This is a genomic window from Anaerotruncus colihominis (genome assembly GCF_010206195.1).
Classification (GTDB): Bacteria; Bacillota; Clostridia; order Oscillospirales; family Ruminococcaceae; genus Anaerotruncus; species Anaerotruncus colihominis_A.
The window spans coordinates 34,461-61,162 of the sequence record NZ_VIQT01000008.1; the positions used below are offsets into that span (position 1 = coordinate 34,461).

The 26,702-nt window shown below is 59.4% G+C and carries 25 protein-coding genes; 15 read left to right on the forward strand and 10 right to left on the reverse strand.

Translation table 11 applies throughout. The features are described from left to right. Window positions 1-135: 135 nt before the first annotated feature. Complete coding sequence (rbr, locus tag FMM72_RS03660; RefSeq protein ID WP_162220684.1) at window positions 136-684, forward strand: rubrerythrin; 549 nt, start codon at window positions 136-138, stop codon at window positions 682-684. A gap of 89 nt (window positions 685-773) precedes the next feature. On the opposite strand, the gene FMM72_RS03665 is transcribed toward rbr, so the two are convergent. Next, the gene (locus tag FMM72_RS03665; protein ID WP_162220633.1) at window positions 774-1,586 is read right to left on the reverse strand and encodes an SDR family oxidoreductase; all 813 of its coding nucleotides are present in this window, start codon (window positions 1,584-1,586) and stop codon (window positions 774-776) included. Between the two features lie 132 nt (window positions 1,587-1,718). Next, the gene (locus FMM72_RS03670) at window positions 1,719-2,735 is read right to left on the reverse strand and encodes an NAD-dependent epimerase/dehydratase family protein (RefSeq protein WP_160209495.1); all 1,017 of its coding nucleotides are present in this window, start codon (window positions 2,733-2,735) and stop codon (window positions 1,719-1,721) included. Between the two features lie 136 nt (window positions 2,736-2,871). On the opposite strand from FMM72_RS03670, the gene FMM72_RS03675 reads away from it, so the two are divergent. After that, entirely contained in the window at window positions 2,872-3,948 is a 1,077-nt protein-coding gene (locus FMM72_RS03675; RefSeq protein ID WP_160209494.1) for a LacI family DNA-binding transcriptional regulator, read from the forward strand. A gap of 99 nt (window positions 3,949-4,047) precedes the next feature. Here the strand turns inward: FMM72_RS03675 and FMM72_RS03680 are convergent, their stop codons facing one another. Continuing rightward, a complete protein-coding gene (locus FMM72_RS03680) occupies window positions 4,048-4,887 on the reverse strand; it encodes a Gfo/Idh/MocA family oxidoreductase (protein WP_160209493.1) in 840 nt (279 codons plus the stop codon). A 398-nt stretch (window positions 4,888-5,285) separates the two neighbouring features. On the opposite strand from FMM72_RS03680, the gene FMM72_RS03685 reads away from it, so the two are divergent. The 13 genes from FMM72_RS03685 (at window position 5,286) to FMM72_RS03745 (ending at window position 19,491) form a co-directional block, all read left to right on the forward strand. Continuing rightward, window positions 5,286-6,545 (forward strand): ABC transporter substrate-binding protein, encoded by a 1,260-nt coding sequence (locus tag FMM72_RS03685; RefSeq protein WP_160209492.1) that lies wholly within the window; start codon window positions 5,286-5,288, stop codon window positions 6,543-6,545. Between the two features lie 105 nt (window positions 6,546-6,650). After that, window positions 6,651-7,532 (forward strand): branched-chain amino acid ABC transporter permease, encoded by an 882-nt coding sequence (locus FMM72_RS03690; RefSeq protein WP_160209491.1) that lies wholly within the window; start codon window positions 6,651-6,653, stop codon window positions 7,530-7,532. An 11-nt stretch (window positions 7,533-7,543) separates the two neighbouring features. Then, complete coding sequence (locus tag FMM72_RS03695; protein ID WP_160209490.1) at window positions 7,544-8,446, forward strand: branched-chain amino acid ABC transporter permease; 903 nt, start codon at window positions 7,544-7,546, stop codon at window positions 8,444-8,446. After that, window positions 8,439-9,212, forward strand: a complete 774-nt coding sequence (locus FMM72_RS03700; RefSeq protein WP_160209489.1) for an ABC transporter ATP-binding protein — start codon at window positions 8,439-8,441, stop codon at window positions 9,210-9,212. The genes FMM72_RS03695 and FMM72_RS03700 overlap by 8 nt, the downstream gene beginning before the upstream one ends. Beyond that, a complete protein-coding gene (locus FMM72_RS03705; RefSeq protein ID WP_162220634.1) occupies window positions 9,212-9,925 on the forward strand; it encodes an ABC transporter ATP-binding protein in 714 nt (237 codons plus the stop codon). Before FMM72_RS03700 ends, FMM72_RS03705 begins: the two co-directional genes overlap by 1 nt. Before the next feature lie 24 nt (window positions 9,926-9,949). After that, window positions 9,950-10,711, forward strand: a complete 762-nt coding sequence (locus FMM72_RS03710; RefSeq protein ID WP_160209487.1) for a 6-phosphogluconolactonase — start codon at window positions 9,950-9,952, stop codon at window positions 10,709-10,711. Window positions 10,712-10,722: 11 nt separating this feature from the next. After that, a complete protein-coding gene (locus tag FMM72_RS03715) occupies window positions 10,723-11,469 on the forward strand; it encodes a creatininase family protein (RefSeq protein WP_162220635.1) in 747 nt (248 codons plus the stop codon). Window positions 11,470-11,480: 11 nt separating this feature from the next. Beyond that, a complete protein-coding gene (locus FMM72_RS03720; protein ID WP_162220636.1) occupies window positions 11,481-12,548 on the forward strand; it encodes a Gfo/Idh/MocA family protein in 1,068 nt (355 codons plus the stop codon). After that, window positions 12,549-14,948 (forward strand): NAD(P)-binding protein, encoded by a 2,400-nt coding sequence (locus tag FMM72_RS03725; protein WP_162220637.1) that lies wholly within the window; start codon window positions 12,549-12,551, stop codon window positions 14,946-14,948. A 20-nt stretch (window positions 14,949-14,968) separates the two neighbouring features. Beyond that, on the forward strand, window positions 14,969-16,030 hold the full coding sequence (locus tag FMM72_RS03730) for an Ldh family oxidoreductase (RefSeq protein WP_162220638.1): 1,062 nt from the start codon (window positions 14,969-14,971) through the stop codon (window positions 16,028-16,030). 69 nt (window positions 16,031-16,099) lie between these two features. Next, window positions 16,100-17,062 carry a sugar kinase gene (locus tag FMM72_RS03735; protein WP_306815414.1) on the forward strand — a complete coding sequence of 321 codons (963 nt, stop codon included), beginning with the start codon at window positions 16,100-16,102 and terminating at the stop codon, window positions 17,060-17,062. Continuing rightward, on the forward strand, window positions 17,055-18,017 hold the full coding sequence (gene eda / locus FMM72_RS03740) for a bifunctional 4-hydroxy-2-oxoglutarate aldolase/2-dehydro-3-deoxy-phosphogluconate aldolase (RefSeq protein ID WP_162220639.1): 963 nt from the start codon (window positions 17,055-17,057) through the stop codon (window positions 18,015-18,017). The genes FMM72_RS03735 and eda overlap by 8 nt, the downstream gene beginning before the upstream one ends. A 220-nt stretch (window positions 18,018-18,237) precedes the next feature. Beyond that, complete coding sequence (locus tag FMM72_RS03745) at window positions 18,238-19,491, forward strand: NAD(P)/FAD-dependent oxidoreductase (protein ID WP_162220640.1); 1,254 nt, start codon at window positions 18,238-18,240, stop codon at window positions 19,489-19,491. A gap of 68 nt (window positions 19,492-19,559) precedes the next feature. Here FMM72_RS03745 and nagA read toward each other — a convergent pair whose 3' ends face one another. The 7 genes from nagA to ptsP all read right to left on the reverse strand — a co-directional run bounded on the left by nagA (window position 19,560) and on the right by ptsP (window position 26,696). Continuing rightward, a complete protein-coding gene (gene nagA, locus FMM72_RS03750) occupies window positions 19,560-20,675 on the reverse strand; it encodes an N-acetylglucosamine-6-phosphate deacetylase (RefSeq protein ID WP_162220641.1) in 1,116 nt (371 codons plus the stop codon). Between the two features lie 61 nt (window positions 20,676-20,736). Next, entirely contained in the window at window positions 20,737-21,462 is a 726-nt protein-coding gene (nagB, locus tag FMM72_RS03755; RefSeq protein WP_160209529.1) for a glucosamine-6-phosphate deaminase, read from the reverse strand. Between the two features lie 124 nt (window positions 21,463-21,586). Continuing rightward, on the reverse strand, window positions 21,587-22,207 hold the full coding sequence (locus FMM72_RS03760; RefSeq protein WP_162220642.1) for a carbohydrate-binding family 9-like protein: 621 nt from the start codon (window positions 22,205-22,207) through the stop codon (window positions 21,587-21,589). 94 nt (window positions 22,208-22,301) lie between these two features. Beyond that, on the reverse strand, window positions 22,302-23,753 hold the full coding sequence (gene nagE, locus FMM72_RS03765; RefSeq protein WP_180322871.1) for an N-acetylglucosamine-specific PTS transporter subunit IIBC: 1,452 nt from the start codon (window positions 23,751-23,753) through the stop codon (window positions 22,302-22,304). 94 nt (window positions 23,754-23,847) lie between these two features. Further along, the gene (locus FMM72_RS03770) at window positions 23,848-24,723 is read right to left on the reverse strand and encodes a hypothetical protein (protein ID WP_162220643.1); all 876 of its coding nucleotides are present in this window, start codon (window positions 24,721-24,723) and stop codon (window positions 23,848-23,850) included. A gap of 65 nt (window positions 24,724-24,788) precedes the next feature. Then, a complete protein-coding gene (locus FMM72_RS03775) occupies window positions 24,789-25,046 on the reverse strand; it encodes an HPr family phosphocarrier protein (protein ID WP_006875503.1) in 258 nt (85 codons plus the stop codon). Window positions 25,047-25,079: 33 nt separating this feature from the next. Next, window positions 25,080-26,696, reverse strand: coding sequence for a phosphoenolpyruvate--protein phosphotransferase (gene ptsP, locus FMM72_RS03780; RefSeq protein ID WP_162220644.1), 1,617 nt, complete (start codon window positions 26,694-26,696; stop codon window positions 25,080-25,082). Window positions 26,697-26,702 lie beyond the last annotated feature (6 nt).

The following is a 26,702-nucleotide window of genomic DNA, read 5'->3' on the forward strand; positions in this document are numbered from 1 at the left end:
AGTTTTTTGGCTTACCTTTTTTTCAAAAAAGGTAAGAAGTCTTTCGTCGAGCCCCTTTTACAAAAAGGCCGGGAATCGGGAATGAGCAAGGGGGAAAATGGGAAAGATAATGCCATCCAATCTGTAAAGGAGACGATGGTCATGCAAAAAATTCTCAAGGGTTCAAAGACGGAAGCAAATCTGATGGCAGCGTTCGCGGGCGAATCGCAGGCGCGCAATAAGTATACATTTTACGGCGCGAAGGCGAAGGCGGACGGTTTTGAACAGATCGGCAACCTGTTTCTCGAGACGGCCAACAACGAAAAGGAGCATGCTGAAATCTGGTTCAAGCTGCTGCACAATGGGATGCCGGCCACGGGTGAAAACCTGTTGGAGGCCGCCGGCGGCGAACGGTATGAATACGAGACAATGTATCCGACTTTCGCCAAAGAGGCGCGCGAGGAGGGCTTTACAAAGATCGCCGCGCTGTTCGAGCTGGTCGCCAAGATTGAAAAAGAACACATGGAACGCTATGAAACGCTGAAAGCCAATGTCGACAATGGGACTGTTTTCAAAAAACAGGAAAGCGTCACCTGGATCTGCCTCAACTGCGGCCATGTCTATGAAGGCGCGCAGCCGCCCCAGGCCTGTCCGGTCTGCGAAAAGCCGCAGAGCTGGTTTGAGGTCAAGGCGGAAAATTATTAAGCAGACATTGCACCCATTGAACAGCCCGGCGCCCGGATTGTATTGCCAATCCGGGCGCCGGGCTGTCTTTATTGCTGTACCTATATCGTTTATACGCCGCAATAGGCGCTGAATCCGCCGTCGATGGGCAAAACCGCGCCTGTGATAAAGCTGGCGGCGGGAGAGCAAAGAAAAATCACCGCGCCCGCAAGTTCTTCAGGTGCGCCGTAGCGGCCCATAGGTGTGCCGGCAATGATTTTGCGGCCGCGCTCCGTATCACTTCCGTCCGGATTTTTCAACAGATAATCATTCTGCTGCGTGAGCAAAAATCCGGGGGCGATGGCGTTCACACGGATTTTGGGAGAACAGTTCTGACTGAAGTAGACGGCCATCCATTGGGTAAAATTGGAGACGGCCGCCTTTGCGGCGCTGTAGGCTACAGTGTTTGTCAGCGGCGTGAACGCCGCCATCGAGGAGATGTTGACGACACAACCGCTGCCCTGCTTGGACATGAACTGGCCAAAGACCTGGGTCGGATAAACTGTACCCATCAGATTCAGGTTGAGCACCCAGGAAATTGCGTCGGCCGGAAGATCAAAAAAGTTCAGTTCAGGGCTTGCCGTAGCGGCAGGCTTGTTGCCGCCCGCCCCGTTGATCAGGATATCAACGCCGCCAAAGCGGTCGATAACCGCCTGTCCTGCTTTCTCAATGCTTTCGCGGTTCAAAACATCGCAGCGAAGGCTGACCGCCTCTGCGCTGGCGCTATTGATCTGCCCGGCGAGCTGTTCGGCGCGCTCGGGCGCAATATCCAGCAGCGCGATTTTGGCTCCATGCGCCGCCAGTTCGCGGGCGAGTGTGGAACATAAAACGCCGCTGGCTCCTGTGATAACAGCTGTCTTGCCCTTGATGTGAAAGTCTGCCATTTGAATCCTTCCTCCTTCTTTGATACATATCAGATTTGTTGACAAGGGGCGTCTTGAAAATGCCGCTGTGTCACGGACCAATGGAAAAGCGGCGTAAAGGGTCAGGGGCTGTTTGAAAAATCAAAACAAGCCCTAATAGATCCCGTCGGCCGCATCGAAGTGTGTGGGCGCGGCAATTGAGGCGCCGCCATCCAAAATCCACTGCGCCTGCCAGCGTATCATTTGATCCAGGCAAACAGAGGGATATCCCATCAGCCCCATCAGCTTCGATGAATTGCTGAAGATACCGCCGTCTTGCTCCTCGCCTTCATAAAGGGGCGCGCGCCCCAACAGCTCGCCGAAACGTCCGGCCGCCCAGCGTGTGGAAAATGTTTCCGGTCCGGTCACGTTCAGGACAGCGGGAGGCACGTCCACGTGGAGCAGCGCGCGGATGGCGTATTCGCAGACATCCCCCTGCCAGATGCAGTTGAGGATGCTGCGCCCCAGCTTGATAGGGACGCCGTCCCGGACGCTTTTGGCGATATCATACAGAACACCATAGCGCAGATCGACCGCATAATTGAGACGAAACATCAGGCTGCGGGTTTTGTTTCGTTTGGCGTAATAGGAAAATACCCGCTCCCGCCCCAGACAGGTCTGGCCGTATTCGCCGTCCGGATTGGGCGCGTCGGTTTCCACGGAGCCGCCGCAGCGGGCGGGGCGGTCGCCGTAGACGTTGCCGGTGGAGAAAGCGACGATGCCGGCCTTTGGAAACCGCTCGCAGATTTTGGCGGGAAGCAGCACGTTGGCCGCCCAGGTGTCCGCCTGGTTTTTATAGGTGCCGAATTTGCGTCCCGCCAGAAAGAGGATGTTGTCCATTTCCGGCAGGGAGTCCAGCTGCGCCGGATCCAAAAGATCGGCTTCCACGACCTGCACGCCCCATTGGCGCATGGTTTCCGCGGCAGCGGGATCGTCGAGCTTTGAGACCGCGAGAATGCGCTTGGCAAGCCCCGCGGCCTCGCAGGCGCGCCGGGCTGTGACGGCGAGGCTCGGTCCCACCTTGCCGCCCGCGCCCACAATCATGATGTCGCCTGACAGCCGGCCGATGTCCTCGATCAGGCGGGGCGAAGGGCGTGTGATGCGTTCCAGCAGTTCCTGTGAAGAATTCATAAGAGAAGCTCCTTTTATTCAGATTTGCGGCGCGGCCCGCCGGGCGCGCCGCATGACGCTTTTGGACGCTTTGGTATTGCGCGTTTGATTAAAAACGGGTAAAATAAAAAGGATCATTGGACAAGGGGTGGGACGGATGGCGCAGAAGGACGCGAAGAAGGGCCGGGCAACCATCAAGGACGTGGCGGAGCTTGCACAGACGAGTGTGGCGACGGTCTCGCGTGTGCTGGGGGATTCGGGCTATGGCGTTACCGCGCAGCTTCGCAAACGGGTGCTCGCGGCGGCTGAGGCGCTTTCCTATGTTCCTTCCGCGGCGGCTCAAAAGCTGCGCGGCGGCGGAAGCCGCGATATTGGCCTGGTCGTTCCCAACATTACAAACCCTTTTTATATGCAGACCATCCAGGGGATTTCAGCGGTCTGCTACGATCGCAATTACCACATGATCCTCTGCAACTCCGCCCGCAGCGTGGAGCGGGAGCGCGCGTTTTTAGAGCAGCTTTACGCCCGGCAGGTGCAGGGCGTGATCCTCTCGTCGGCGGACGAGGAGCACAGCTCTGTCGCGGATTTTCTGGCCCGCGGCATGAAGTTTGTGCAGTTGGATCAACGGTTTGAACGCGAGGAGTGCGCCTGCATCAACTATGATTCCGAGCTGGGTGCGCGCATGGCTGTGCGGCATCTGGCGGAGAAAGGACACAGGCGGATTGCATTCGCCTCTACGCCGTTGACGCGTTGGACGCGTAAGGCGGTCCTCAAGGGCTACCGCGAGGAAATGGCGGAGCAGGGTTTTCAGGATGAAGCCGCTGGGCTGGTCTTTATCAGCGAGCCGGTGGAAGCGGTAGAGAGCGGCAGCTATGAGATGGACGCGGGGTGCAGCGTTGCACAGCAGATATTGGAACGCCAGGCGGATGCGACCGCAGTGTTCTGTGTCAACGACATGGTGGCCTTTGGCGTCATCGCAGAGCTGCGCCGCAGCGGCGTGCGCGTCCCAGAGGATCTGTCGGTCGTCGGCTTTGACGATATCCCGTTTGCCGAGAGCTTTATGCCTCCAATTACGACGATCCGCTGCCCGTCCTATGAAACGGGGCGGTTGGCCGCCATGATGCTGATCGATCAGCTGGGCGACGGCAGCAAGAGTTTGAATTTAAACATGAGCCTGCAACCGATCCTGATCGAGCGCCAAAGTGTCCGCGATCTGCGTGGGCAGGCAGAATAAGAAACATACAAAGCAGGGGCGGCGCCCCTGCTTTTTTTTGCTGTGGCGCGGGGCAAAGGGCCCGCCTGGGCGGCGTTTTGCGGCTGTGAATACAGGTTCTTATATAAGCGGGATAGGCCGCGCCTCCCGCAGGGAGCGGCCGATTGCCTCCAACAGGCGTGTGGAAAATAAAAGCCGCTGCGCGCCCTGGCCGACGCCGGATTCCATCATGTCACGGAATGCGCGCATTCCGTATTCATAACAGCGGTCGAAGTCGCCCAGCGGGCAGTACTCCTCGTCCCAGCTGTGGAAGGTCACGGCCGGTTCGGTGAGCGCGGGATCGGAATGGAGCAGAACGTCCCGGTTGGGATACTGTACGAGCACGTCCATCTGACTGCCGGCGCGCCGCGCCGAAACCGTTTCGGCTGCGCAGCCACAGATTGCGGAGCACAGGTCGGCCAGATGGCTGCCGTAAAAATTCCAGCCGCCAAAGGGTGAATCGCAATCGGCCGTGTAGGAAATTGTCAGGCTGCGGCAGTGGCGCGCCCGTTCGCGAAGCTCCGCGATCTGCGGAAGAAAGCAGAGTGTTGAGCCGCCGGTCAGCGGCGTGCCGCACTGCTTGGACAGGTTGATCATCTCGGCGGCGTCCGGCGTACAGTCGCAAAACGGTTTATCAACGAAAACCGGTTTGCCGGCGCGCAGGCAGGCCAAAGCGAGCGCTTTGTGCGTTTCGCCACGGCGCAGCGTGATAATCACGCCGTCGCTGCGTTCGATGACCTCCTCGGGCTGGCCGCAGAGCGTCTGAAGTCCACCCTGGGACATACACCAGCCGATTCGTTCGGGGCAGTCGCCGCCCCAGAGGCAAACGGCCTGCATCCCAGGAAACAGGGGCGAGGTATTGATCAGGGAACAGAAAAGCTCGGTGTGCTTGCTCTGCGCGCCGATGACGCCGATTTCCATGCGCGTGCCTCCCGACAATTACGATTTAAGGATAGGGGATGCTTGTGAAAATCAGGAAACCTCTCTGTTTTCGAACAAGCCTGGTTGCACATCAATTCTCTGTGTATCTGCTTTTCATTATAGGGAGTAAAGTATGTAAAAGTCAATATTTTAGTAAACGATTTCTAAAATTTTTCTTATTTTTTCTGAAAATTAGCTTGCAATTTTCTAAAATGATCGTATAATAAAGCTAGAAACACACGGATATTGAACAAAAAATTGGTGCAATTGACCTCAACTGGTGGATTTTGGCTGCTTTGGCAAATGTGATGATTAAGAAAACATTTACCAAGCATGCTTTGTTCCGCATGACGGTCATGCAGAAATAAAAAGTAACTTTTTAAAGGAGGACGCACGCAATGAAAAACAAGACGCTCGCGGGCATCCTGGCGGCCTGCCTCACCTTTGGCGCGCTGGCCGGATGTTCCGCCGCCGGTAACGGCAGCCAGAGCGACGCCCCCTCGCAAACCGCCGGCGCAGCCGGATCCAATGGGGGCGAACCCGCCGCCGGAAATGAAGACGCAATCCTTATCGGTACGATTCAGGATTTGTCCGGCGGCGCTTCCGAGGCCGGTACCGCCAACGCCTGGGGTGTTGAATACGCGGTGCGCGTCATCAACGAACAGGGCGGCGTCAACGGACGTCCGCTCGAGGTGATCGCGATGGACTGCAAAAACGATGTGCAGGAGGGCGTCAACTGCTACCGCCTGCTGGTGGATGAAAAGAACGTCGCTGCAATCGTCGGCCCCCCGCTTTCCAACCCGGCCCTGGCGTGGGTGGATCTGTCCACAGAGGACGAAATGCCAATTGTAGGGCACTTTATGGATGAACGCTGCACCACGAATGAAAATACCGGCGAGCCGTACCCATACATGTTCCTGGCGGAGCCGGGCTGCGCGCAGCAATCGTACTCCATCGCGGCATACGCCCTGGAAAAGCTGGGTATTAAAACCGTCGGCACCTTTTATAACGCCGGGCTTTCCTATGCGGTGATGCATGCCGAGCCGTTTGCCGACTATATCACAAAAAACGGCGGTCAGGTTTTGGCCGAGGAATCCTTCCAGACCGGCGATGTGGATTACCGCGCGCAGGCCGTCAAGCTGGCGCAGGCCAATCCGGACGCTGTGTTCATCTGCAATTATGCGGCCGACAACGCCCTGTGCTACGATTATCTGCGCGAGGCGGGCTACCAGGGGATTGTACTTGGAAACAACACGTTTCAGGCGCCTTTTAACACACTGGTGAAAACAAAGGTGTACGATACTTATTTCCTGCAAAATGTGGATATGGAGAATCCGGACGATCCCTCCTATGCCATTGTGCAGAAATACATGGAGGAAACGGGAGTCAAGTACCCAATTGCCAACGCCTGCTTCGGCTATGACGCCACCATGGTTCTGGCCGAGGCGCTGAAGGCTGTTGACGATCCGTATGACGGGCCGGCGGTCGCCGCCGCGCTTGTCGAGGTGAAGGACGCCCCAGGCGCGGCCGGGCCCATCACCATCAATCCTAAAACCCACCGCACGCTCGGTATGCCCATGCTGATCGCTGAGTATGACGAGAACTTTTCGGTGAAAATAATCGACGCCTATACCCTGAGCGAGGAGTGGGATCAGTAAAATAAAAACGGCCGTAAAGCGGCGGGCGGTTTTGTCCCGCCGCTTTATGCCGGCGCCCTCAGGGGCTGTTTTCAAACAAGCCCGAATCTGTCAGGAGGTGTTTGCTTGAGCCTGCAATTGATTGTCAACGGCATTTCCCTCGGCGCGGTTTACGCGCTGATCGCCGTGGGCTTCGCCCTGGTGTTCAGCATCCTCAAATTTTCAAATTTTGCCCACGGCGGCATGATCTCCGCTGCTGCATACATCGCTTATTTCTTTTACGCATCCTTTGAAACGCCGCCGTCCCTGTGGGTTACGCTCCTTTTCACGGCGGCTGTAAGCTTGGGCGTGGCGCTTTTGCTCGATACGCTGTGTTACCGCCGTATCCGCAAAAACAACAGCCCCAACATCTACTACTTTGTGGGCTCGATCACCTTTGCTATTCTGATCGAACAAATCCTCACTGTCTTTTTCGGCAAGACCTCCTATGGCTTCCCGGGTATGTTCGAGGTCGCCTCGGTGCGCCTGCTGGGCGCGTCGTTTGCCATGATGGATTTGGTCGTACTGGCGGTTTCAATCGCCATGCTGGCCGTGCTCATGCTGTTAATCAACCGGACAAGGATTGGTCTGGCGATCCGCGCCGTCGCGATCAACCCAAGGGCCTCGCGCCTGATGGGGATTAATTCCGGCTTTATTGTGCTTTTTACATTCGCGCTGGCCGGCTTTTTGGCCGGTGTGTCGGGTACGCTGCTCGGCATCAAGTATTCGGTCTACCCCGCTCTCGGATCCTCGATGATGGTCAAGGGCTTTATCGCTTCGGTCATCGGCGGCCTGGGCAGCCTTTCGGGCGCGATCATCGCGGCGATTCTGCTCGGCGTGATCGAAATGGTTTCGGTCTATTTCCTGGGTTCCAGCGTGACCCCGGCCATTCTGTTCGGCATCATGCTGGTATTTTTGTTCCTGCGTCCGCAGGGCATTTCGGGCAAATTTGCCCAGGATAAGGTATAGGGGGCGATGCTATGAATTCCTACTATGTCGGCCTGCTGATTCAGGCGTCCATCTCCATCATCGCCATCACCGGCATTTTTGCGCTCACCGGGCTTGCTGGCATGTTCAGCCTGGGCCAGGCGGCCTATATGGCGATCGGCGCATACATCACCTTTATTCTGGCGGCAAAAACAGGGCTTTCCTTTTGGATCACGAGCCTGGGCGGTATCGGCGCCTGCATGCTGGTGGCCTGGCTGGCCGCCATGCCAACTGTCCGCCTGCGCAAGGATTATTTCTCGCTGATTTCAGTGGGGCTGGGGCAGACGATCACCGCCCTGCTCATCACCTTTTCCGATATCACAAACGGTTCGCAGGGCTTTTCCAAAATCCCAAAGGTGAAACATCTGCTGCCGCTCGCGCTGCTTGTGACGGCGCTCTCCATTTTTTGTGTGCGCAACCTGAAATATTCCCGCTATGGGCGCATGAGCATCGCGCTGAAAAACGACGAGCTCGCGGCCAAAAGCTTTGGTATCGACGTGTACAAGCTGAAAATCAAGGTTTATATCTTAGGCTCTGTGATCGCGGGGCTTGCGGGGATTCTGTACGGGCTGCAAAACCGCGTGCTCCTGCCGGAATCGTTCGGCTGGACCGCTTCTTCGGAACAGGAAATATTTTTGTTTTTCGGCGGAACCAACAGCCTGACCGGTGCGGTCATCTCCGCGGCGCTGCTCAAATGCCTGCCTGAGTTTTTCCGAAATGTCACGCTGTTCGGCCAGAGCTTACAGGAATACCGCACCATTCTTTACTGTATCCTGATCCTTTTAATCATCAATTTCCGTCCGTCCGGCCTGATGGGCGAACACGAAATCAGCTTTAGCCGGCTCAGGGAGCGTCTGTCCGGGCGGCGCAAAAAGGAGGGCGGTTCGGATGGCTGACATCCTTTTAAAGACAGAGCATCTTTCCAAAAGCTTTGGGGGCGTCAAGGCCGTGCAGGACTTCAACATGGAGCTGCGCGAGGGGGAAGTGGGCGGCATCATCGGGCCCAACGGCGCCGGAAAGACCACGATTTTCAACCTGCTTTCCCATATCTACGATTACAGCGAGGGCCGTGTCACCTTTCTGGGGCGCGATATCACAGAGAGCGATCAGGTGCAGGTGGCCCGCATGGGGCTTTCGCGCACCTTCCAGAATACACGCCTGTTTGCCGGACTTTCGGTGCTCGACAACGTCAAGGTGGGGCTTGACCAGGCGGGCCGGTATAACATCTTTGAGGCAATGCTCCTTCTGCCGCGCCGCCGGCGCGAGGAACAGCGCATCGCTGGGGAGGCGTCCCGCTGTCTGGAGGTTTTAAACCTCTCGCAGTACAGCGGCGCGCGGCCCGCCAACCTCCCCTACGGCATCCAGAGGCGCGTGGAAATCGCGCGCGCCATCGCCAGCCGCCCCCGCGTTCTTCTGCTCGACGAGCCGGCCGCGGGGCTGAACCCGGAGGAGGTTTTGGCTTTGATCGATTTCATCCGTCTGATCAAGGAGCGGTTTCGGCTCTCCATCCTGGTTATTGAACACCGTATGGACCTGATTATGACGCTTTGTGACACGATCTATGTGCAGGATTTCGGCAGGACCATCGCTGTAGGCCCGCCTGCCAAAATCCAGAAGGATCCCGCCGTTTTGGCGGCATATCTGGGGGAGGAGGAAGTCTGATGGCGCTGCTGGAAATCCGCGACCTGCATGTCAGCTACGGACAGATTGAAGCCATCCACGGTGTGGACATGGACGCCGAGGAGGGAAAGATCACTGTCATCATTGGTTCGAACGGGGCGGGCAAAAGCACAACCCTGGGCGCCATTTCCGGGATGGTCAAGCGCACGGGCGCAATCCGTTTCGATGGGAAAAGCCTGCCCGGCGCCTCCCACCGCGTCGTTTCAGCGGGCGTCATCCAGGTGCCCGAGGGGCGCAGCCTCTTCGCGGGCCTGACTGTGGAGGAGAACCTGCGGCTGGGCGCATACTTAAATTCAAGTGCGCGGCAGGTGCGGGAGCTGATCGAGCGCCAGTATGAGCTGTTCCCGCGCCTGAGGGAGCGGCGTGGACAGGACGCGGGGACGCTCTCCGGCGGCGAGCAGCAGATGCTTGCGATTGGCCGGGGGCTGATGGGCAGGCCGCGGCTGCTTTTGCTCGACGAACCGTCCCTGGGCCTTGCCCCGATCATTGTCGGCGAGGTGTTCGACACCATCCGGCGTATCCGGGACGAGGGGATCACCGTCATCCTGGTGGAGCAGAACGCAAAAAAATCGCTGTCCATCTGCGACTATGCCTATGTGTTGGAAAACGGCCGTATGGTCAAATCCGGTCCGGGCAGCCAGATGTTGGACGATCCCGATATTGCAGCCGCCTATTTGGGCGTGCGCGAAGAATAACAACGATAAAGGAGACTTTTCACGATGGAAAGGCAACAGCAAATGATCGACGGCCTGCCCGTCTATGTGTTTGATACACGCGCCGAAATGGGCGCGGCCGCAGCCCGGGAGGCCGCCCGGCTCATCCGCGAAGCGATTGACAGAAAAGGCGGAGCGAACGTCGTGTTCGCGGCGGCTCCTTCACAGGACGACCTGATCGCTTCGCTGCTTGGGCAGGATATCGACTGGCGGCGGGTCCGGGGATTCCACCAGGACGAGTATATCGGGCTGGATCCCGCGCACAGCGCCGGTTTCGGCAATTTCCTGCGCCGAGCGATTTTTGACCGCGTCCCCTTTGGGGAGCTGTTTTATATGGCGTGCCCGCCGGATGGAGCCGAAGCCATGTGCCAAAAATACGCCGCCCTGCTGGAGCAGTATCCCCCCGATCTCATCCTTTTGGGCGTGGGTGAAAACGGCCACCTGGCCTTCAATGACCCGGCCGTGGCAGATTTTAACGACCCCAAGCGTGTCAAGGTGGTTTCCCTCGACGACGTGTGCCGGATGCAGCAGGTGAACGACGGCTGCTTCGCCGCGATTGACGAGGTGCCCCGCCAGGCCCTTACGCTCACCATGAGCCAGATTCTGGACATCCCGCACGCGATCGCCGTTGTGCCGACCGCGCGCAAGGCACGGGCCATCGCGGACGCGCTGCGCGGGCCTGTCTGCGAGCGATGCCCCGCCAGCGCCCTGCGCAGGCATAGGAACGCGCGGCTTTATCTCGATGCGGACAGCGCATCCCTGCTGTAAGGAGGGGAGCTATGCAGCTTTTTGACAGGACCGCCGACGAGCTTACCGCGCAGGATACAGATCTGGCCATCATTCCCATCGGCTCCATTGAGCAGCACGGGCCCCATCTGCCGCTGTCGACTGATTACCGCATCGCGGCGGCCTTCGGCGAAGCGGTCGCGGCGGCCGCGGGCGGGTTTTCCATTCCGCCGCTGCCGGTCAGCACATGCCGGGAGCATATGGGCAAAAAAGGCGCCGTCTGGATGGACCCGGATGTTTTTTACCACATGCTGTACAGCGTGCTGATGAGCCTGAAGGAACAGGGCTTCCGGCGCGTGGTCACGCTTCAATGCCACGGCGGCATTTTCGTATTGCCTGCTGTGATCCGCCAGGTGAACGCGACGAACAACCCGGATTTCATGGCGGTCAATATCGATATTTGCAGCCTGTTCGGCGTTGCCGCCGCCGAGGGAATCACCGAGACGAATACGGAGCTGCACGCGGGAGAAGTGGAAACATCCCTGATGCTGCACATCGCCCCCAATCTGGTCCACATGGAACGGGCGGTCGACTTTGTACCCGCCGTCCAGCGGCCATATCTCGGCTACGGCAGCATTTTTCGAGCATCCCCCAGCGGCGTGTGGGGCGAGCCGAGCAAAGCGTCCGCAGACAAGGGCAAGCGCATCCTTGAGCGGTTCACCGCGCTGGCGGTACGGGAGATGGACCAGGCGTTTGATTATATGCAGGTCAAAAAACCATTTGGATACAGCAGCTTTTAAGGAGATTACAGATGCAAAAAGTAAGAGTGATCCTGATCGGCGCGGCCTTTTCCGCCGATCTGCACGCCGACGGCTATGCGCGCGTCCGGCAAAAGGCGCAGATCGCCGCGATCGTGGATAAGGATATTGCCCGCGCAAAAGACCTCGCCGCCCGCTATGGCTTTACGGACTGCGCATTTTTTGAAGACTATGAGACGGCCGTCGAAACCGTGGACTGCGACGTTGTCGACGTCTGCCTGCCCAATTTCCTTCATAAGGACGCCGCGCTGTGCGCGCTGCGGCACGGCCGCCATGTTATCAGCGAAAAGCCCCTGGCCGTCACCCCGCAGGAGGCGCGCGAGATGGTGAAGGCGGCAAGCGACGCGGGCCGCAACATTTATTACGCCGAGGACTGGCTCGGCTGCCCCACTGTTGTCAAGGCGCTGGAGCTGGTCAAAAGCGGCGCGATCGGAGATGTGAAATTTATTCGCGCGCGCGAATGCCACTGCGGGTCGCACAGCCCGTTCGCCCAATCCCTGCGGTTTTGCGGCGGCGGCGCAATGATTCATCTGGGCATCCACCCCGTGGGCCTGCTTCTGGCCCTGAAGGAAGGGCGCTGGACCGAGCTGACCGCCCTGACCTCCGGCGGACTGGAGCAAAACCTTGTGCACAAATCCATGGAGGGCGAGGACTGGGCCGGCGCGCTCGTGCGCTTTGCCGACGGGACGACGGCCGAGCTTGAAGCCAATTATGTGACCACCGGCGGCATGGAGGACAACATCGACTTTTATGGGACAAAAGGATGTCTGCACCTGGATCTGACGTTCTCCAGCGCCATCCGCGGCTTTTCCATCCCCGGATTTGATTACACCGTGGAAAAGGCGGAGCTTACAACAGGATGGTCCCGCCCCGCTGTGGATGAAAAATACGATCTTGGATATGTCAGCGAGATTGAACATTTCATAGACTGCATCGCCGCCGGAAAACCGGCGCGCGCGGGCCTGCGCGGAGAGGACGGGCTGGCCGCCATGGAGCTTGTCAGCCTGATCTACCAGTCGGCCCGCGAGGGGAGGCATATCAAAAATCCAAGGGAGGCGTAAATGGTGGAGGATATCAGAATCCCTGTCGAAGTCGGCGGCGTCACATTTAAAAACCCCTTTTATGTGGCCTCCGGACCGACCACAAAGAACGTCCGCCAGCTTCAGCGTATCGAGGAAACGGGATGGGCGGCCGCCAGCATCAAGCTGTCTATCGACCCCGCGCCCTACATCAACCGCAAGCCGCGCTACGGGCTTTTTGAAGAGATAAACGCCCTGGCCTTTACCGCTGAAAAGCGCCTGACCTTTCAGGAGGGCTTAACACTGATTGAGGACGCCAAAAAGGTGTTAAACGATTTGATCCTCATGGCCAATATCACCTACGCCGGCGACCGCGGCGCCGCCGGGTGGGTCAATATGGCCAAACAATTTGAGGCCGTGGGCGCGGATATTATTGAACTGAATATGTGCTGTCCGAATATGTCGTACAATGTTTCGCTCTCCTCGGGCGGCGCGGACAGCACCAGCCAGCAGACGGGGGCCAGCCTCGGCCGCCAGGCTGGTGTGGTGGCTGAGATCGTCCGCGCGATCAAGAAGGAGATACATATCCCGCTGTTTATCAAACTTACACCGGAGGGTGGCGAGGTTGCGCAGGTCGCCGCCGCGCTCTATGCGGCGGGAGCCGACGCGGTCGGTTCGACGGGCAACCGCCTCGGCCTGCCGCCCATCGATCTGGACGATCCCGGCCGGGCAGTTTATCATTTGCAGGACGAGATCAGTATGAGCTGTTACTGCGGCTCATGGCTGAAACCGCTGGCGCAGCGCGACGCCTATGAAATCCGCAAGGTCTGCGGGATGGAGCCGAAGATGATGGCGGCGGGCGGCATCACGGATTGGCGCTCCGCCGTCGAGATGGTCCTGTGCGGCGGCAACCTGCTCGGCGTCTGCGCGGAAACGCTCGTCAGCGGCTATGATATTGTCCGGCCCATGATCCGCGGGCTCAAGGACTATATGGATACGCACGGCTACGGCTCCGTCGACGACTTCTGCGGTAAGGTGGTGTCCGCCGTCAGGACGGCGCCGGAGCTGACGCTCCATGACGGTTATGCCCATATCCGGGAGCCGAACCTTGCCGGGCCGTGCAAGGCGGCCTGTCCGCACCATGTTCCCGTCCAGGCATACGTCCGGTCGATTGCGTGCGGCGACTTTCACCACGCTTACGAGCTGATTACAGGCAAGGGTGTCCTACAGGGCGCCTGCGCCTATATCTGCCCGCATCCGTGCGAGGACGCCTGCGTACGCGGACGGACCGGGCGGCCTGTCGCCATCAAGGCGCTCAAACGGTTCGTGCTGGAGCTGGGCAAGGCCGAGGGGTGGCGGCCGGCGGCCGCGCAGGCTGTGCAGAACGGACGGCGAGCCGCTGTCATCGGGTCCGGCCCCGCGGGGCTTGCCTGCGCCGACGAGCTGAGAAAAGCGGGCTATGCTGTCACAATTTTTGAACAGGCGGCCGCTTTGGGCGGCGGCCTCAACGACGCCGTCGCGGCGGGACAGCTCCCAGAGGAGAACCTGAAGGCGCTCCTTGAAACGGTTGCCGGCAGCGGCATCGAGCTGTGCTGCGGCGTGCAGGCCGACCCGCAGCGCCTGCTGAAGGATGGATTTGCGGGCGTGTGCGCAGCCGTGGGCCGCACCGGCGTCAACCCCTGGGCGGCGCTACCCGGCGGGGAGGGCGTCCGCTCTGTTCTTGATATGGCGCGGGAGCAGAGCCTTTGCGGCACGGCCGCCGTGATCGGGCCGCCCCAGGCGGCCGCTGACGGCGCGCGCTGCGCGCTGCATATGGGAGCGGCGGCCGCTGTTGTCATACCAACCGGGACGATGCCTGAAAAGAAAGCCGCCCTGCTGCGCGGCGAAGGGATTACCGTCCTGAACGGATACGCGCCCGCCGCGTTGGAGGACGGGGCGCTGATTCTGTCCGGCCCGGCCGGCAGCCGCGTCAGCCTGCCATGCGGCAGCGTATGGTCGGCGCAAAGCGAGGCGGTCCAGCCCGCCGCGGGCGACGGCGTGTTCGCGGCCGGCGGCGCGAACATCATCGCCGCCGCCGCGTCCGGATACAACGCCGCGGTCAAGCTGGATCAATGGGTTATGGGGGAAAAGGCTGTGCTGAAGCCGTCGCCCCGCCCCGTGCCTGTTGCGGCCGAACAGGTCCTCAAGCGCGCCGGTTATATCGGGGAAAGCCCGGACGAGCCGATGATCGCATCAAAAGAGCAGGCGGCTGCCGAGGCAGGACGCTGCTTAAACTGTGGTTGCGGCGAAGGGTGCCGGCTCTGCAAAACCATCTGTACGGATTTTGCGCCGCTGGTGATCGGACCGGATAAGCTGGCGATCGACCGGACACAGTGCGTCGCCTGCGGGATGTGCTATAACCGCTGCCCCAACAAAAATATTGAGATGCTCACGATAAAATAAGCATTTGAAAGGTTGATTCGATGGAACATATCATCGCGCTGGAGGACTTAAAGGCGTTCTGCACGGCAGCGCTGGAGCATGAGGGCATGGAAAGCGGCGACGCGCGCCGCTGCGCCGAGGCGCTCGCCGAGACGGACGCGTATGGGACGCACTCCCACGGGACGAAAAACCTGCATAACTATATTAAAAAATTCCGCGCGGGCGGGATGGATATCCACGCGACCCTCAAGGTCCTGACCGACGGCCCGGCCTACGCGCTTTTGGACGCTCAAAACGGCATGGGTGAATGCGCCTCCTACAGGGCTATGGAGCTTGCTATTGAAAAGGCGCGCAAATCGGGCGTGGCGCTTGTGGCTGTTTGCCGCAGCAGCCATTTCGGCGCGGCCGGATTTTACGCCAACATGGCCGCGAAGGCCGGGATGCTGGGCCTGTGTTTCAGCAATGTGGATCCCAATATGACCGCGCCCGGCGCAAAAGGGATGCTGCTTGGCAACAATCCGCTGGCCTATGCCGCTCCGGCAAAGAGTACCCCCTCCATTTTTCTGGATATCGCCATGAGCAATGTGGCGTCGCTCAAGGTGGTGCAGGCGCGCAAGGACGGCCGTCAGATTCCGGATGGCTGGATCGTCGACAAAGACGGCCTGCCCACCACCGATCCGAGCCATTATCCGGAGGAGGGCGCTATGCAGCCCATGGCTGCCCACAAGGGGTATGGGCTGTCGATTCTGGTGGACCTTTTGACCGGTGCGCTTGCCAACGCCGCCACCAGTATGAGCGGCAAAATCGTCTCCTGGTGCTTTGAGCTTGACAAGCCAAACAATGTGAGCCACGCGTTTTTAGTTGTCAATCCCGAGATGTTCGGCGGCGCGCAGGCGTATGTGCAGCAGAATGAGCAGATGGCCACGGCGCTGCGCAAGGCGCCCAAGGCCCAAGGCTCCACGCGCATCTATACCCCTGGCGAAATCGAATGGGAGCGTTACGCGCGCGCCGTAAGCGAGGGGATGAAACTGCCGGACGATGTGGTGGGTTCGATTGAGGCGCTTTCGGAAGACATGGGCGTCAAAATCCCCTGGAAAGCGTGATAAAAAGAGGACTGCATGTGAATCATCGCGCGTACTGGGACTGTGCCGCGCAATGCGGCGGATGGGGGAATGATTATGAAGCAAGGCGTTTTGCTGGCCGGCGAACCGATGGCCTTGTTCATCGCACAGAGCGAAGGGCCTTTGGAATGTGTGGACGGCTATACGGCGGCCATTGCCGGCGCTGAATACAATGTGGCGGTCGGCCTGCGCCGGTTGGAACATACGGTTGGATATCTGACGAAGCTGGGGGACGATCCATTTGGCAGACGTATCGTCCGCGGTATGCAGGAAAACGGCATCGGCACGGAGCTTACGGGCTTCTGCGCTGGCCGTCCCACGGGATTTATGCTCAAATCGAAGGTGCGCGCAGGCGATCCGGAAATCTTTTATTTCCGCAAGGGTTCGGCCGCATCGACGCTCTGCGCGGCTGATGTGGAAAAACTGGATATTTCCTGTTACGGCGTTTTGCATATGACGGGGATACTGCCCGCCCTGTCGGACGGCTGCCGCGCGGCGACGCTCGCGCTGGCGGACCGCGCGCGGGCCGAAGGGATGTTTTTCTCCTTTGATCCCAATCTGCGCCCGCAGCTCTGGCCCGACAGGGAGACAATGACGCGCTTTGTCAACGACCTGGCGGCGCGGGCAGATCTGTTCCTGCCTGGGATCGCTGAGGGCCAAACGCTGACAGGGGCGCGCACCTGTGAGGAAATCGCCGCCTTTTATCTCGGCCTCGGCACGAAAACCGTTGTAGTCAAGAACGGGAGCGCGGGCGCTTACGCCTGCACATCGGAAAAGTCTTTTTGGGCGAAAGGGTTCCCTGTCAGGCAGGTGGTCGATACAGTCGGCGCCGGCGACGGCTTTGCGGTGGGCGTCCTCAGCGGGCTTTTGGAAGGGCTGCCCCTGTGCGAAGCCGTTCGCCGGGGCAATGCGATTGGAGCAATTCAGGTCATGAGTGTGGGAGACAACGACGGCTTGCCGGTGCGCGCGCAGCTTGCCGCCTTTATGGAGAAGGGGGAACCGGCCAATGCATGAATGCGCAAAACGGCTCTATGCCGCCGGGATGCTGCCGGTTGCCGTCATTGGGGACGCGCGCCATGCCGTGCCGCTGTGCGACGCGCTTCTGGCCGCCGGAATTGATGTGATTGAAGTGACCTTCCGCACAGAGGCGGCGGCGCAGGCTGTCGCAGACATCGCATCCGAACGGCCCGGAATGCTGCTCGGCGCAGGGACAATCCTGAATGTGGATCAGGCCGAGGCGGCGGTTAAAGCCGGTGCACGGTTTCTTGTAACGCCAGGGTTTTCACCTGCGGTTGCCGCCTGGTGTAAAGACCATGAAATCCCGCTTTATCCCGGCGTTTCCACGGCGACCGAGGTGGAACAGGCGTTGTCAATGGGTTTTACGGATCTGAAGTTCTTTCCGGCGGAGCAAAGCGGCGGCGTTGAGGCGCTTCGCGCTTTGGGAGGTCCGTATCAACAGGTCCGGTTTATACCGACTGGAGGCGTCGGCCTGCATAACCTGAATGCATACCTCAGTTTGCCGAATGTACTCTGCTGCGGCGGAAGCTTTATGGCGCCGTCCAATCTGGTGGACGCCGGGCGCTTCGATGAAATTGAAACGCTTTGCCGCGCGGCGGTGCAGACAATGTTCGACCCTCAGCTATGCCATGTGGGTATGAACTGTGCCGACGCGCAGGAAGCTGAACAGCGCGCAAAGGCGCTGGACCGCCTGTTCGGCTTCGCGCCCAGGGAGCTGCCGGGGGCCTGGTTCGCCGGATCGGCCGCCGAGCTGGTAAAAAAGCCGTTTCTGGGCGCACACGGACATCTGGCGATTGCGGTCAACCATATTGAACGCGCGATGGCCTGGTATCAGGCGCATGGCGTCGCATTCCGGGAGGAAGGGCTTGCCGTGGACGGCGCGGGCGTCGTGGCAGCCTATTTGCAGGAGGAGGTCGGCGGCTTTGCGATCCATCTGCGCCGCCGCGGTTAGCGGGACGCATTGCAACCGAATCATATGTGTACGCCTTGCCGTAAGGCGGCGGATACGGCAAAAGGCCGGAGCCTATTTTTGGGGCCCCCGCCTTTTGCCGGCGGCGCTTCATAAAGGAGCCCATGCGTTAGGGCCTAATTTTCAGGCGTTTGAAAATCGGAAAAACTTGCGCTGCCGCTTCAAAGGCGGTATACTGGTCTTAGGACAGGCGGTGGATTGATTGAAGGAACAGACGACCGGCTTTGACGTGGCGATCGCCGGAGGCGGAGCGTCGGGGCTTGCGGCGGCGGTCACAGCCGCCGCTGCGGGCGCGCGCGTGCTCTTGCTGGAGCGGATGGATCGCGTCGGCAAAAAGATACTTGCGACAGGAAACGGACGCTGCAATCTGACGAATCTTGAAATCAGCGCGCGGCATTATCATACCAGCGATCGGGCTGCGCTGACAGAGATGCTTGCACAGATGCCGGCACAGAAAACGATCTCGTTTTTTGAGGAGCTTGGGCTGTTGTGCAGCGCACCGGAGGATGGGAAAATATATCCGTATTGCTTTCAGGCGTCGATGGCGCTCGATTGCCTGCTTGCCGCCATACGGCGGCGGTGCGTCCGCACCGCGCTGAAATTTGATGTCGCGGCCGTTGAGCCGCGCGGCCAGGGCTTTGCGGTGACAGCCGCGGACGGCCGCTGCGTGACCGCGCGATGCGCCATTCTGGCAGGCGGCGGTCTGGCCGCGCCGAAGCTGGGCGGTACAGGCGGACTGTATCAGGCCGCCCGTGATTTGGGGCATACGGTCACGCAGCTGTATCCATGCCTTGTCCCGCTCAAATGTAAAAATGCCTTTGCCGGCGGCCTGAAGGGAATCCGTGTCCGTGCGCGTGGCATATTGACTTGTGCGGGGCGCCGGCTTGGGGAGCAGACAGGCGAATGGCTATTCACAGATTACGGCCTTTCAGGCATCCCGGCATTGCAGCTCTCCTGCCTGCTGTGGAAACCGGCCGCGCCGTATAGGCTTGAAATCGACCTTTTCCCAGATTGGGAGACACAGCGTTTGGCGGCGTTTCTCGATGCGCGCCGCAGCACATGTGAAACACTGGAGGAATGGCTGCTCGGGACTGTCCCGAAGCGGGTTGGCTATGCCGTTATGAAATCGGTTGGCCTTGCGCCGCTGTCGCGTCCGGTTGCCGGAGTGGACGCCGAGCAGATCGCCGCGCTCGTCCGCGCGCTCAAGGGCTGGACGTTCGAGGTGACAGGCCCGCTCTCCTGGGAGCAGGCGCAGACGACTGGCGGCGGCGTGCCGCTTTCGGAAATTGACCCTGAAACCTGTATGTCGCGCCGCCGCAGGGGCTTGTTTTTAACAGGCGAGCTGCTCGACGCGGCGGGCGACTGCGGCGGATATAATCTGCACTGGGCCTGGAATACGGGCATAGCGGCCGGACAAGCCGCCGCGCGGATGGCAAAATCGGGCGGCGCCCGCTAAATCGTTTGGAAATAACAGCCGCCCCGTTCCGTGAAAAACGCGGAACGGGGCGGCTGTTTTATGGACGGTCAGAGCACCGTGCCGTTTAAGATGACTGATTGGATCTCGAGCTTTTCATCGAGCAGGACAACGTTCGCGGCCTTACCTGGCGTGATGCTGCCATGACGGTCATAGACGCCGATTGAGCGCGCCGGATTGACGGCCGCGCATTTTACAGCCGTCTCCAGCGGGATGCCCATGGCGCGCACGGCGGTGCGCATACAGTCCATGAGGTTTGTGGCCGAGCCGGCGATCGTGCCGCTCTCAAGCGTGGCGAGATTACCGACGACCTTGACAGCCTGTCCGCCAAGCGAATAATCACCGTCGGAAAGGCCTGTGGCCATCATACTGTCGCTGATCAGGATGATCCGGTCGCCGTTTCCAAACAGGCGAAACGCAGCGCGGACAGCCGACGGATGGATATGCACGCCGTCGGCAATCAGCTCGGCCTCGCAGTCCTGGGCGTCGGACGCCGCGCCGATGACGCCGGGCGCGCGGTGCGAAAGCGGCGGCATGGCGTTATAAAGGTGCGTGATATGGCGCGCGCCCGCGGCGATAGCCTCGGCGGCCAGGTCATAGCCAGCCGTGGTATGCGCAATGGAGCAGAGCACCTCGCCGTCAAGCGCACGGATCATATCGAGCGCGCCCTGTGTTTCGGGCGCGACGGCCAGCAGGCGGATCAGTCCGCCGGACGCCTGCTGCAGGCGGCGGAACATGGCCGCGTCGGGCGCATGGATATAGGCGGGATTCTGTGCGCCGCACTTTTCAAGCGAGACGAACGGACCTTCCATATTGATGCCGACGAGCGCTGCGCAGTCCGGCCCGGGCTTCCAGGACGCGGCGGCGCGGCAGACGGTTTCGAGCATGGATTCAGGCAGCGTCATGGTTGCCGGACAGATGGCTGTGACGCCGTTTTTTGCCTGATACTGTGCGATGGCGGTGATGGCTTCATGCGTGCCGTCGCAGAAATCATGGCCCACACATCCATGAAAATGGACGTCGACCAGGCCGGGGATGGCGTAGCAGCCGGCCGCGTCGATTGTTTGGCCGCCGGCCTGCTCCGTAAAGACGCCATCCTCAATCAGGATGTCCTTTTGGACGAATACGGCGTCCTCAGTAAAGACCCGCGCGTTTTTGATAATCATAGCGGTACCTCCCAAAAAGCGTTCGCCTGTGCGGCGGAAAAGCTGCAAAGCGCGCGCCTAATCAGATCAGCGAGAGGGCCGCCTCGTCGCCGACCAAAGTGACATGATTGTGAAGCTGGAGCACAGACGCGGGCACCTGCGGCGTGACCGGCCCGAAAAAGGCCCTTTTGACGATCTCCGCCTTGTCCTGCCCGCTGACAACCAGCAGAATGCTGTGTGCCTGCATGATCGAACGAATCCCCATGGTATAGGCAAAACGGGGCACGTCCTCCTCGCGCTCAAAAAAGCGTTTGTTTGCTTCGATGGTGCTTTCAGTAAGCGCGACACAGTGCGTCTCCTTTTCAAACGCTTCCCCAGGCTCGTTAAAGCCGATGTGGCCGTTATGGCCCAGGCCAAGCAGCTGGAGATCGATGCCGCCGAGCGAACGGATCACCTCGTCGTACCGGGCGCATTCCTTAGCGGCGTCAGGCTCCATGCCATTGGGGATGTTGATGCTTTCCGGCGGGATATTGACGGCGTCAAAGAAATTTTTGTGCATGAAATAATAGTAGCTTTGATCGTTATCACGGTCAAGCCCTTTATATTCGTCAAGGTTGACGGTGCGCACCTCAGAAAAATCGATGTCCCCTTTATGGTACCACTCGATCAACTGCTTATACGCGCCGATCGGGCTTGACCCTGTAGCCAGTCCAAGCACACAATTCGGCTTCATGATAACCTGCGCCGAAATAATATTTGCCGCCTTGCGGCTCATGTCTTGATAATCCTTTGCCCGGTAAATTCTCATATCGATCACCTCTCGCGGATTCAGGGCTGTTGACAAATATAACGCTGCCTCCTTTTAAGGCGGTCTTGTCAGCAGAACCGGTTTGATTTCATTATAGCAGTGCGTGCGGCAAAATAAAAGCCCCTCAGACAAGCACGGCGCGCGCAAAACATTCTGGCAGATGAAAGTTTGGCGTTTCGCTGTTGATTGGCGAAAAGCTCGCATAGTGCTCGATTTCGGGCGACTCGGAAATTTTGTAAAAATTGCAGAAGAACTGCCCGCCGGGCGAAAATGGAGCGCGTCCCAATTGGGACGCGAGCAGCGCCTTTGGCACGGTCAGCTCCACGGACCAGTTTTGCGCGCCAAGCTGCGCGCGCGGCGCGCAGAGCGCGTATTCCTTTGGCGTAAGCGGGCGGCGGTTTTTACGCCCGCGCCCAAGCTTTGCATACATCGCGCCGTTGGCGTTGAGTTCAAAATTGCAGTAAAAGCCGTCGTTTCGCACAGGTTCTCCCGGCAGATCCCCAAATGCGAAAAACGCTTCAAGCGCGCTGTCGCGGCAAACGGGGTCCTGCGGGTTGTGATAAACGCGCAACGGATCGCGCTCCTCGCAGACAAGCTCCACGCAAAGCCCCGTACCCCGCAGATAGCCCATGCGCCCCCAGGCCGCCGGCCGCCGCTGGCAGGTCCACTGGAAATGGTCGATCAGAAAGACAGGGCAAGCGGACAATTCAGCGCGCGTACTAATGGTATGGACCTGATATTCCACGGCGAACCCCCTCCTTTGTATTCGCTGATACACGGCGGGGACGGGCGGATCCCCGCCCGTCCCCGCCGGTTTGGCCGCTTCTTTTCAGAACGGCTTAAAGCAGCTTTTTAAATTCATCGGCCACGAACTGGACCTGTGTGCCAATAATGACCTGAACGCTTGTTTTGCTCGGACGAATAACGCCCGCGGCCCCGGCCGCCTTGATCTTCTTATCGCTGACAAGCTCATAATTTTTGATCTCAAGGCGCAGGCGGGTGATGCAGTTGTCGACGGAGGTGATGTTGTCCTTGCCGCCAAGGCCCTCAAGAATGCCTGCCGCAACGGCGGCAAAATTGGCGTTGGAAATGGTGATCTTCTGTTCCGCTTCGATATCGTCGTCATCCTCACGGCCGGGCGTTTTGAGGTTGAATTTGACGATGATGACCCGGAACAGCAGGTAATAGAGGACGGCGAACGCAAGGCCGATCGGGATGATGAGCCACGGATTGAGCGCCATCGGGGCCTTGAAGCTGAGGAACCAGTCGACGAAACCGGCGCTGAAGTTAAAGCCCGCGCGCACCGGCAGCACGGCGCAGACAGCGGCGGAGACGCCGGTCAGCAGCGCGTGTACGATATAGAGTCCCGGAGCCAGGAACATAAAGGAGAACTCAAGCGGTTCGGTAACGCCTGTGAAGAACGCGCAGAACGCTGCGGAGACCAAAAGACCGTAGGCGAGCTTTTTCTTCTGCGGCTTGGATGTGTGGTACATAGCAAGCGCGGCGGCGGGCAGGCCGAACATCATGACCGGGAAGAAGCCGACCATATACTGGCCCGTGACGCCGAGTGTGCCCGGCAGGTCGGGGTTGGTGCCCCAGAAACGCGCGATATCGGCGATATTGGCCACGTCGAACCAGAACACGGAGTTGAGCGCGTGATGCAGACCCACGGGGATCAGCAGACGGTTGAAGAACGCGTAAATACCCACGCCGATCGGGCCGGTGCTGAGAATCCATCCGCCAAACGCGACGAGACCCATGTAGACGATCGGCCAGACAAAGAACAGGATCAGATCCACGACAATTGTGACAAGCGCTGCCACAATGGCGACGCTGCGCTTGCCGCTGAAGAAGCCGAACGCGTCGGGCAGCTTGGTATTCTTAAACCTGTTGTAGCAGGTGGCGCCGATCAAACCGCTGATGATACCGATAAACTGGTTGTTGATCTTGCCGAAAGCCATGTTCGCCTCCGCGCCGGTCAGGACCGACACAACGGCGGGCGACAGCAAAAGCTGCGTCATCAGCCAGGAAACGATACCAGCGAGCGCCGATGTACCGTCGCGGTCGTCGGCCATGCCGAGCGCGACGCCGATGGCGAACAGGATCGCCATATTGTCGATGATCGCGCCGCCTGCCTTAACCAGGAAGAACGCGAACACGTTCGGGTCGCCGACGCCCGACATGACCGACGGGCTGATCCAGTAGCCGATACCCATCAGAATACCGGCGGCCGGCAGACAGGCGACCGGCAGCATCAGGGATTTGCCGAGCTTCTGTAAATACTTCATCATAACAGATACCCTCCTTTTATGACTGTTGTCTATGAGAACCGGCCCCACAGGGCCGGCGTTCCCCGGTTGTCATTCACTGTTGTAGTTTTATAAATTATTTTTTGCTCCCCCAAAAGTTCGGATCCTCCAGCCGGGGGTCATACGGCTGCTCTGTTTGATCCGCAATGTTGTACAGATACCACTGATACTCAGGGATATTCGCCCCGTTGTTAAGATCGCCGGTTTCCAGCAGATATTCTATAAACTCCGGGTTGTCAACCGCAATTTGGATAACCTGATTTGACACCGGACGGCATACTGCAATTCCGTCGGCCTTATAAATGATTTCATCCTGGCCGGACGGCAGATACAGGCGGTGAATCGCGGATTCTCCGGCGGACAACACTGTATCAAGCTCCAACCCGGAATAAAACCGGTTGGCCGTGCAGTTTTCCACGAAGAAAGCAACCTCTGAATTCAGGCTGATCGATGCGATTTTACTGTCGGCATACAGAACCTTTGAAGCGCGCGCGGACAGGTCGTACTCGATCAGACCGGTATCAAACCCATTGATATAAAGCAAATTCCCGAACCGCCAAAATGTGCGCACGCGTTCATGCACTGGGGAAAAACAATCGCCCGATATCTGATCTGTAACTAGGAGCAAATCGTCCTCCAGGCTGCATATAAAGGCAGCGTCAGAGGCAGCCGTCTCGTTTTGAACAAACGGGCGCTGGACTGCAAAATATTCCTCGCGGCTTAAAGGCGTTTGCGGCATAGGCCCGCTTGATGCTGTGCCGGCGACATCCTCCCCGGCCTGTACAGCCGGCGGGACTGCATCCTGCGAGGATGGCGGCCCCGATGAAGGGGCGCCGTCCTGCTGCGCATGGCAGGCCGCCAGAAGCATGAACAGGCCGGAGAACAATAAAAGAAAAAATCGTGCTCTGCGCTTTTTTGAATATCCTTGATCAGGAAAACTGATTTTAGCCATGGGATTCATCGCACCTTAAATCCGTTTGACAATCTGTTATAGGCTTCAAACAGCCCTTGATGGGATCAGAGATTTTCCTTCAAAAACGCCTCGAGCGCGGCGGCGGCCGCGTCCTCGTCCGGGCCGTCGAAGGTCATGGTCAGCACATCGCCCTTTTTAATCGCAAGCCCCATCACGCCCATGATGCGCTTGGCGTCGACCGATTTTGCGGGCGAAGCGGCTTTGATGTCGCATTTGAAGGCGGACGCCTGCTTGACAAGCTGTCCTGCCGGCCGGGCGTGGATGCCCAGTTCGTCTGTAATCGTATACTTGATTTCACGCATGGGAAATCCCTCCTTTTAAAACGTCCGAAGTTTTTATACCGCGCTGTCGCGGATGCGTTTGCGCAGCTCCAAAATGAACGGCGGCGATACGGAAAGCTCGTCGTAGCCCATTTTCAAAAACGTGTCCGTCAATTCGGCGTCCGCGGCCAGTTCGCCGCAGATGCCCGCCCAGATACCGGCTGCATGGGCGTTTTGCGCGATGACGCGCAGCATTTCCAGCACAGCCGGATGATGCGGATCATAAAATTTGTCAAGCTGCTCGTTCTGACGGTCGATTGCAAGCGTATACTGCGTCAGGTCGTTGGTGCCGACGCTGAAAAAATCGACAAGCTTTGCAAGCTCGGCGCTGACCATGACGGCGGCAGGCGTTTCGATCATGACGCCGCGTTCAATCTCGTCGACCACGATTCCCCGCGCGGCCAGCTCGGCGCGCGCTTCGGCGGCCAGCGCCAGAGCGCGTTTCGTCTCGTCGGGCGAGATGATCATCGGGAACATGACTGCTACCTTGCCGTAAGCGGACGCGCGGTAGATCGCGCGAAGCTGTGTCTTGAACAGCTCCGGCCGCTCCAGGCAGATACGGATCGCCCGAAAGCCGAGCGCGGGGTTTTCCTCGCGCGCCAGGCCGAAGTAGTCGGCCTTCTTATCCGCGCCGATGTCGAGCGTGCGGATGATAACAGGCTTGCCGCCCATCTGCTCGGCGACCTTGCGGTACGCTTCGAACTGTTCGTCCTCGCTCGGATAATCGTCGCGGCCCAGATAAAGAAACTCGCTGCGGAACAGCCCGACGCCCTCGGCGTCGTTAAAGAGCACGGCGGGGACATCCTCCGGTCCGCCGATGTTCGCGTAAAGGCGCACCTGTCTGCCAGACTTTGTTACAGAGGGCAGTCCGCGCACCGCGTCGAGCGCGCGCCGCTGCTCGGTGTCCGCGCGCCGTTTTTCACGCAGGCGCGCCACGGTCGCCTCGTCCGGATCGAGAAAATACTCCCCTGTGAAGCCGTCGACCGCAATCATACGCCCATGCAGCTTTTCCCCGTCCGGTACGTCGGCCTGCACAAGCGAAGGGATGTTCATAATACGCGCGAGAATCGCCGTGTGCGAGTTGGCCGAACCCTGCCGCGTGACAAACGCGAGGATGTTGTTTTTGTCGAGCGCGACCGTTTCGCTCGGCGTCAAATCATCCGCCACAAGCACCATCGGTTCGGTGAGCGCCGGCACGCCCTCGCGGCCGCACAGGATGTCGGACAGGCGCTGCGACACATCGCGCACGTCGGCCGCGCGTGCCTTCATGTACGGGTCGTCGAGCGAAGCGAAAAATTCTGAAAACTGCCGTCCGGCGGCCGCGACGGCCGCGTCGGCGCCTTTTCCGCCGCGGATGCTTTCCTCAATGGCGTCGTTATAGTCGCCGTCGTCGAGCATCATCATCTGCACATCGATGATCATTGCCTCGTCCTCGCCGATTTCGCGCCGCGTTTTTTCATACAGCGCGCGAAGCTGCTCCGCGGCCGTTTCCTTGGCGGTGTGAAAGCGTGAAAGCTCCGTCGCCTCGTCGAGAACCGGGACATGGCGTGCGGGGGCGCTCACGCGCTCAAACGCGTAGACAGATCCGATCGCGACGCCGGAAAAGACGCTTCTTCCATGGCCTTTGAACAAGAAAAA

Excerpts from the sequence above, each read along its gene's own strand:
- rbr (WP_162220684.1), top strand. The coding sequence starts at position 136 with ATGGTCATGCAAAAAATTCTCAAGGGTTCAAAGACGGAAGCAAATCTG.
- FMM72_RS03665 (WP_162220633.1), bottom strand. The coding sequence starts at position 1,586 with ATGGCAGACTTTCACATCAAGGGCAAGACAGCTGTTATCACAGGAGCC.
- FMM72_RS03670 (WP_160209495.1), bottom strand. The coding sequence starts at position 2,735 with ATGAATTCTTCACAGGAACTGCTGGAACGCATCACACGCCCTTCGCCC.
- FMM72_RS03675 (WP_160209494.1), top strand. The coding sequence starts at position 2,872 with ATGGCGCAGAAGGACGCGAAGAAGGGCCGGGCAACCATCAAGGACGTG.
- FMM72_RS03680 (WP_160209493.1), bottom strand. The coding sequence starts at position 4,887 with ATGGAAATCGGCGTCATCGGCGCGCAGAGCAAGCACACCGAGCTTTTC.
- FMM72_RS03685 (WP_160209492.1), top strand. The coding sequence starts at position 5,286 with ATGAAAAACAAGACGCTCGCGGGCATCCTGGCGGCCTGCCTCACCTTT.
- FMM72_RS03695 (WP_160209490.1), top strand. The coding sequence starts at position 7,544 with ATGAATTCCTACTATGTCGGCCTGCTGATTCAGGCGTCCATCTCCATC.
- FMM72_RS03700 (WP_160209489.1), top strand. The coding sequence starts at position 8,439 with ATGGCTGACATCCTTTTAAAGACAGAGCATCTTTCCAAAAGCTTTGGG.
- FMM72_RS03705 (WP_162220634.1), top strand. The coding sequence starts at position 9,212 with ATGGCGCTGCTGGAAATCCGCGACCTGCATGTCAGCTACGGACAGATT.
- FMM72_RS03710 (WP_160209487.1), top strand. The coding sequence starts at position 9,950 with ATGGAAAGGCAACAGCAAATGATCGACGGCCTGCCCGTCTATGTGTTT.
- FMM72_RS03715 (WP_162220635.1), top strand. The coding sequence starts at position 10,723 with ATGCAGCTTTTTGACAGGACCGCCGACGAGCTTACCGCGCAGGATACA.
- FMM72_RS03720 (WP_162220636.1), top strand. The coding sequence starts at position 11,481 with ATGCAAAAAGTAAGAGTGATCCTGATCGGCGCGGCCTTTTCCGCCGAT.
- FMM72_RS03725 (WP_162220637.1), top strand. The coding sequence starts at position 12,549 with ATGGTGGAGGATATCAGAATCCCTGTCGAAGTCGGCGGCGTCACATTT.
- FMM72_RS03730 (WP_162220638.1), top strand. The coding sequence starts at position 14,969 with ATGGAACATATCATCGCGCTGGAGGACTTAAAGGCGTTCTGCACGGCA.
- FMM72_RS03735 (WP_306815414.1), top strand. The coding sequence starts at position 16,100 with ATGATTATGAAGCAAGGCGTTTTGCTGGCCGGCGAACCGATGGCCTTG.
- eda (WP_162220639.1), top strand. The coding sequence starts at position 17,055 with ATGCATGAATGCGCAAAACGGCTCTATGCCGCCGGGATGCTGCCGGTT.
- nagA (WP_162220641.1), bottom strand. The coding sequence starts at position 20,675 with ATGATTATCAAAAACGCGCGGGTCTTTACTGAGGACGCCGTATTCGTC.
- nagB (WP_160209529.1), bottom strand. The coding sequence starts at position 21,462 with ATGAGAATTTACCGGGCAAAGGATTATCAAGACATGAGCCGCAAGGCG.
- nagE (WP_180322871.1), bottom strand. The coding sequence starts at position 23,753 with ATGATGAAGTATTTACAGAAGCTCGGCAAATCCCTGATGCTGCCGGTC.
- FMM72_RS03770 (WP_162220643.1), bottom strand. The coding sequence starts at position 24,723 with ATGGCTAAAATCAGTTTTCCTGATCAAGGATATTCAAAAAAGCGCAGA.
- FMM72_RS03775 (WP_006875503.1), bottom strand. The coding sequence starts at position 25,046 with ATGCGTGAAATCAAGTATACGATTACAGACGAACTGGGCATCCACGCC.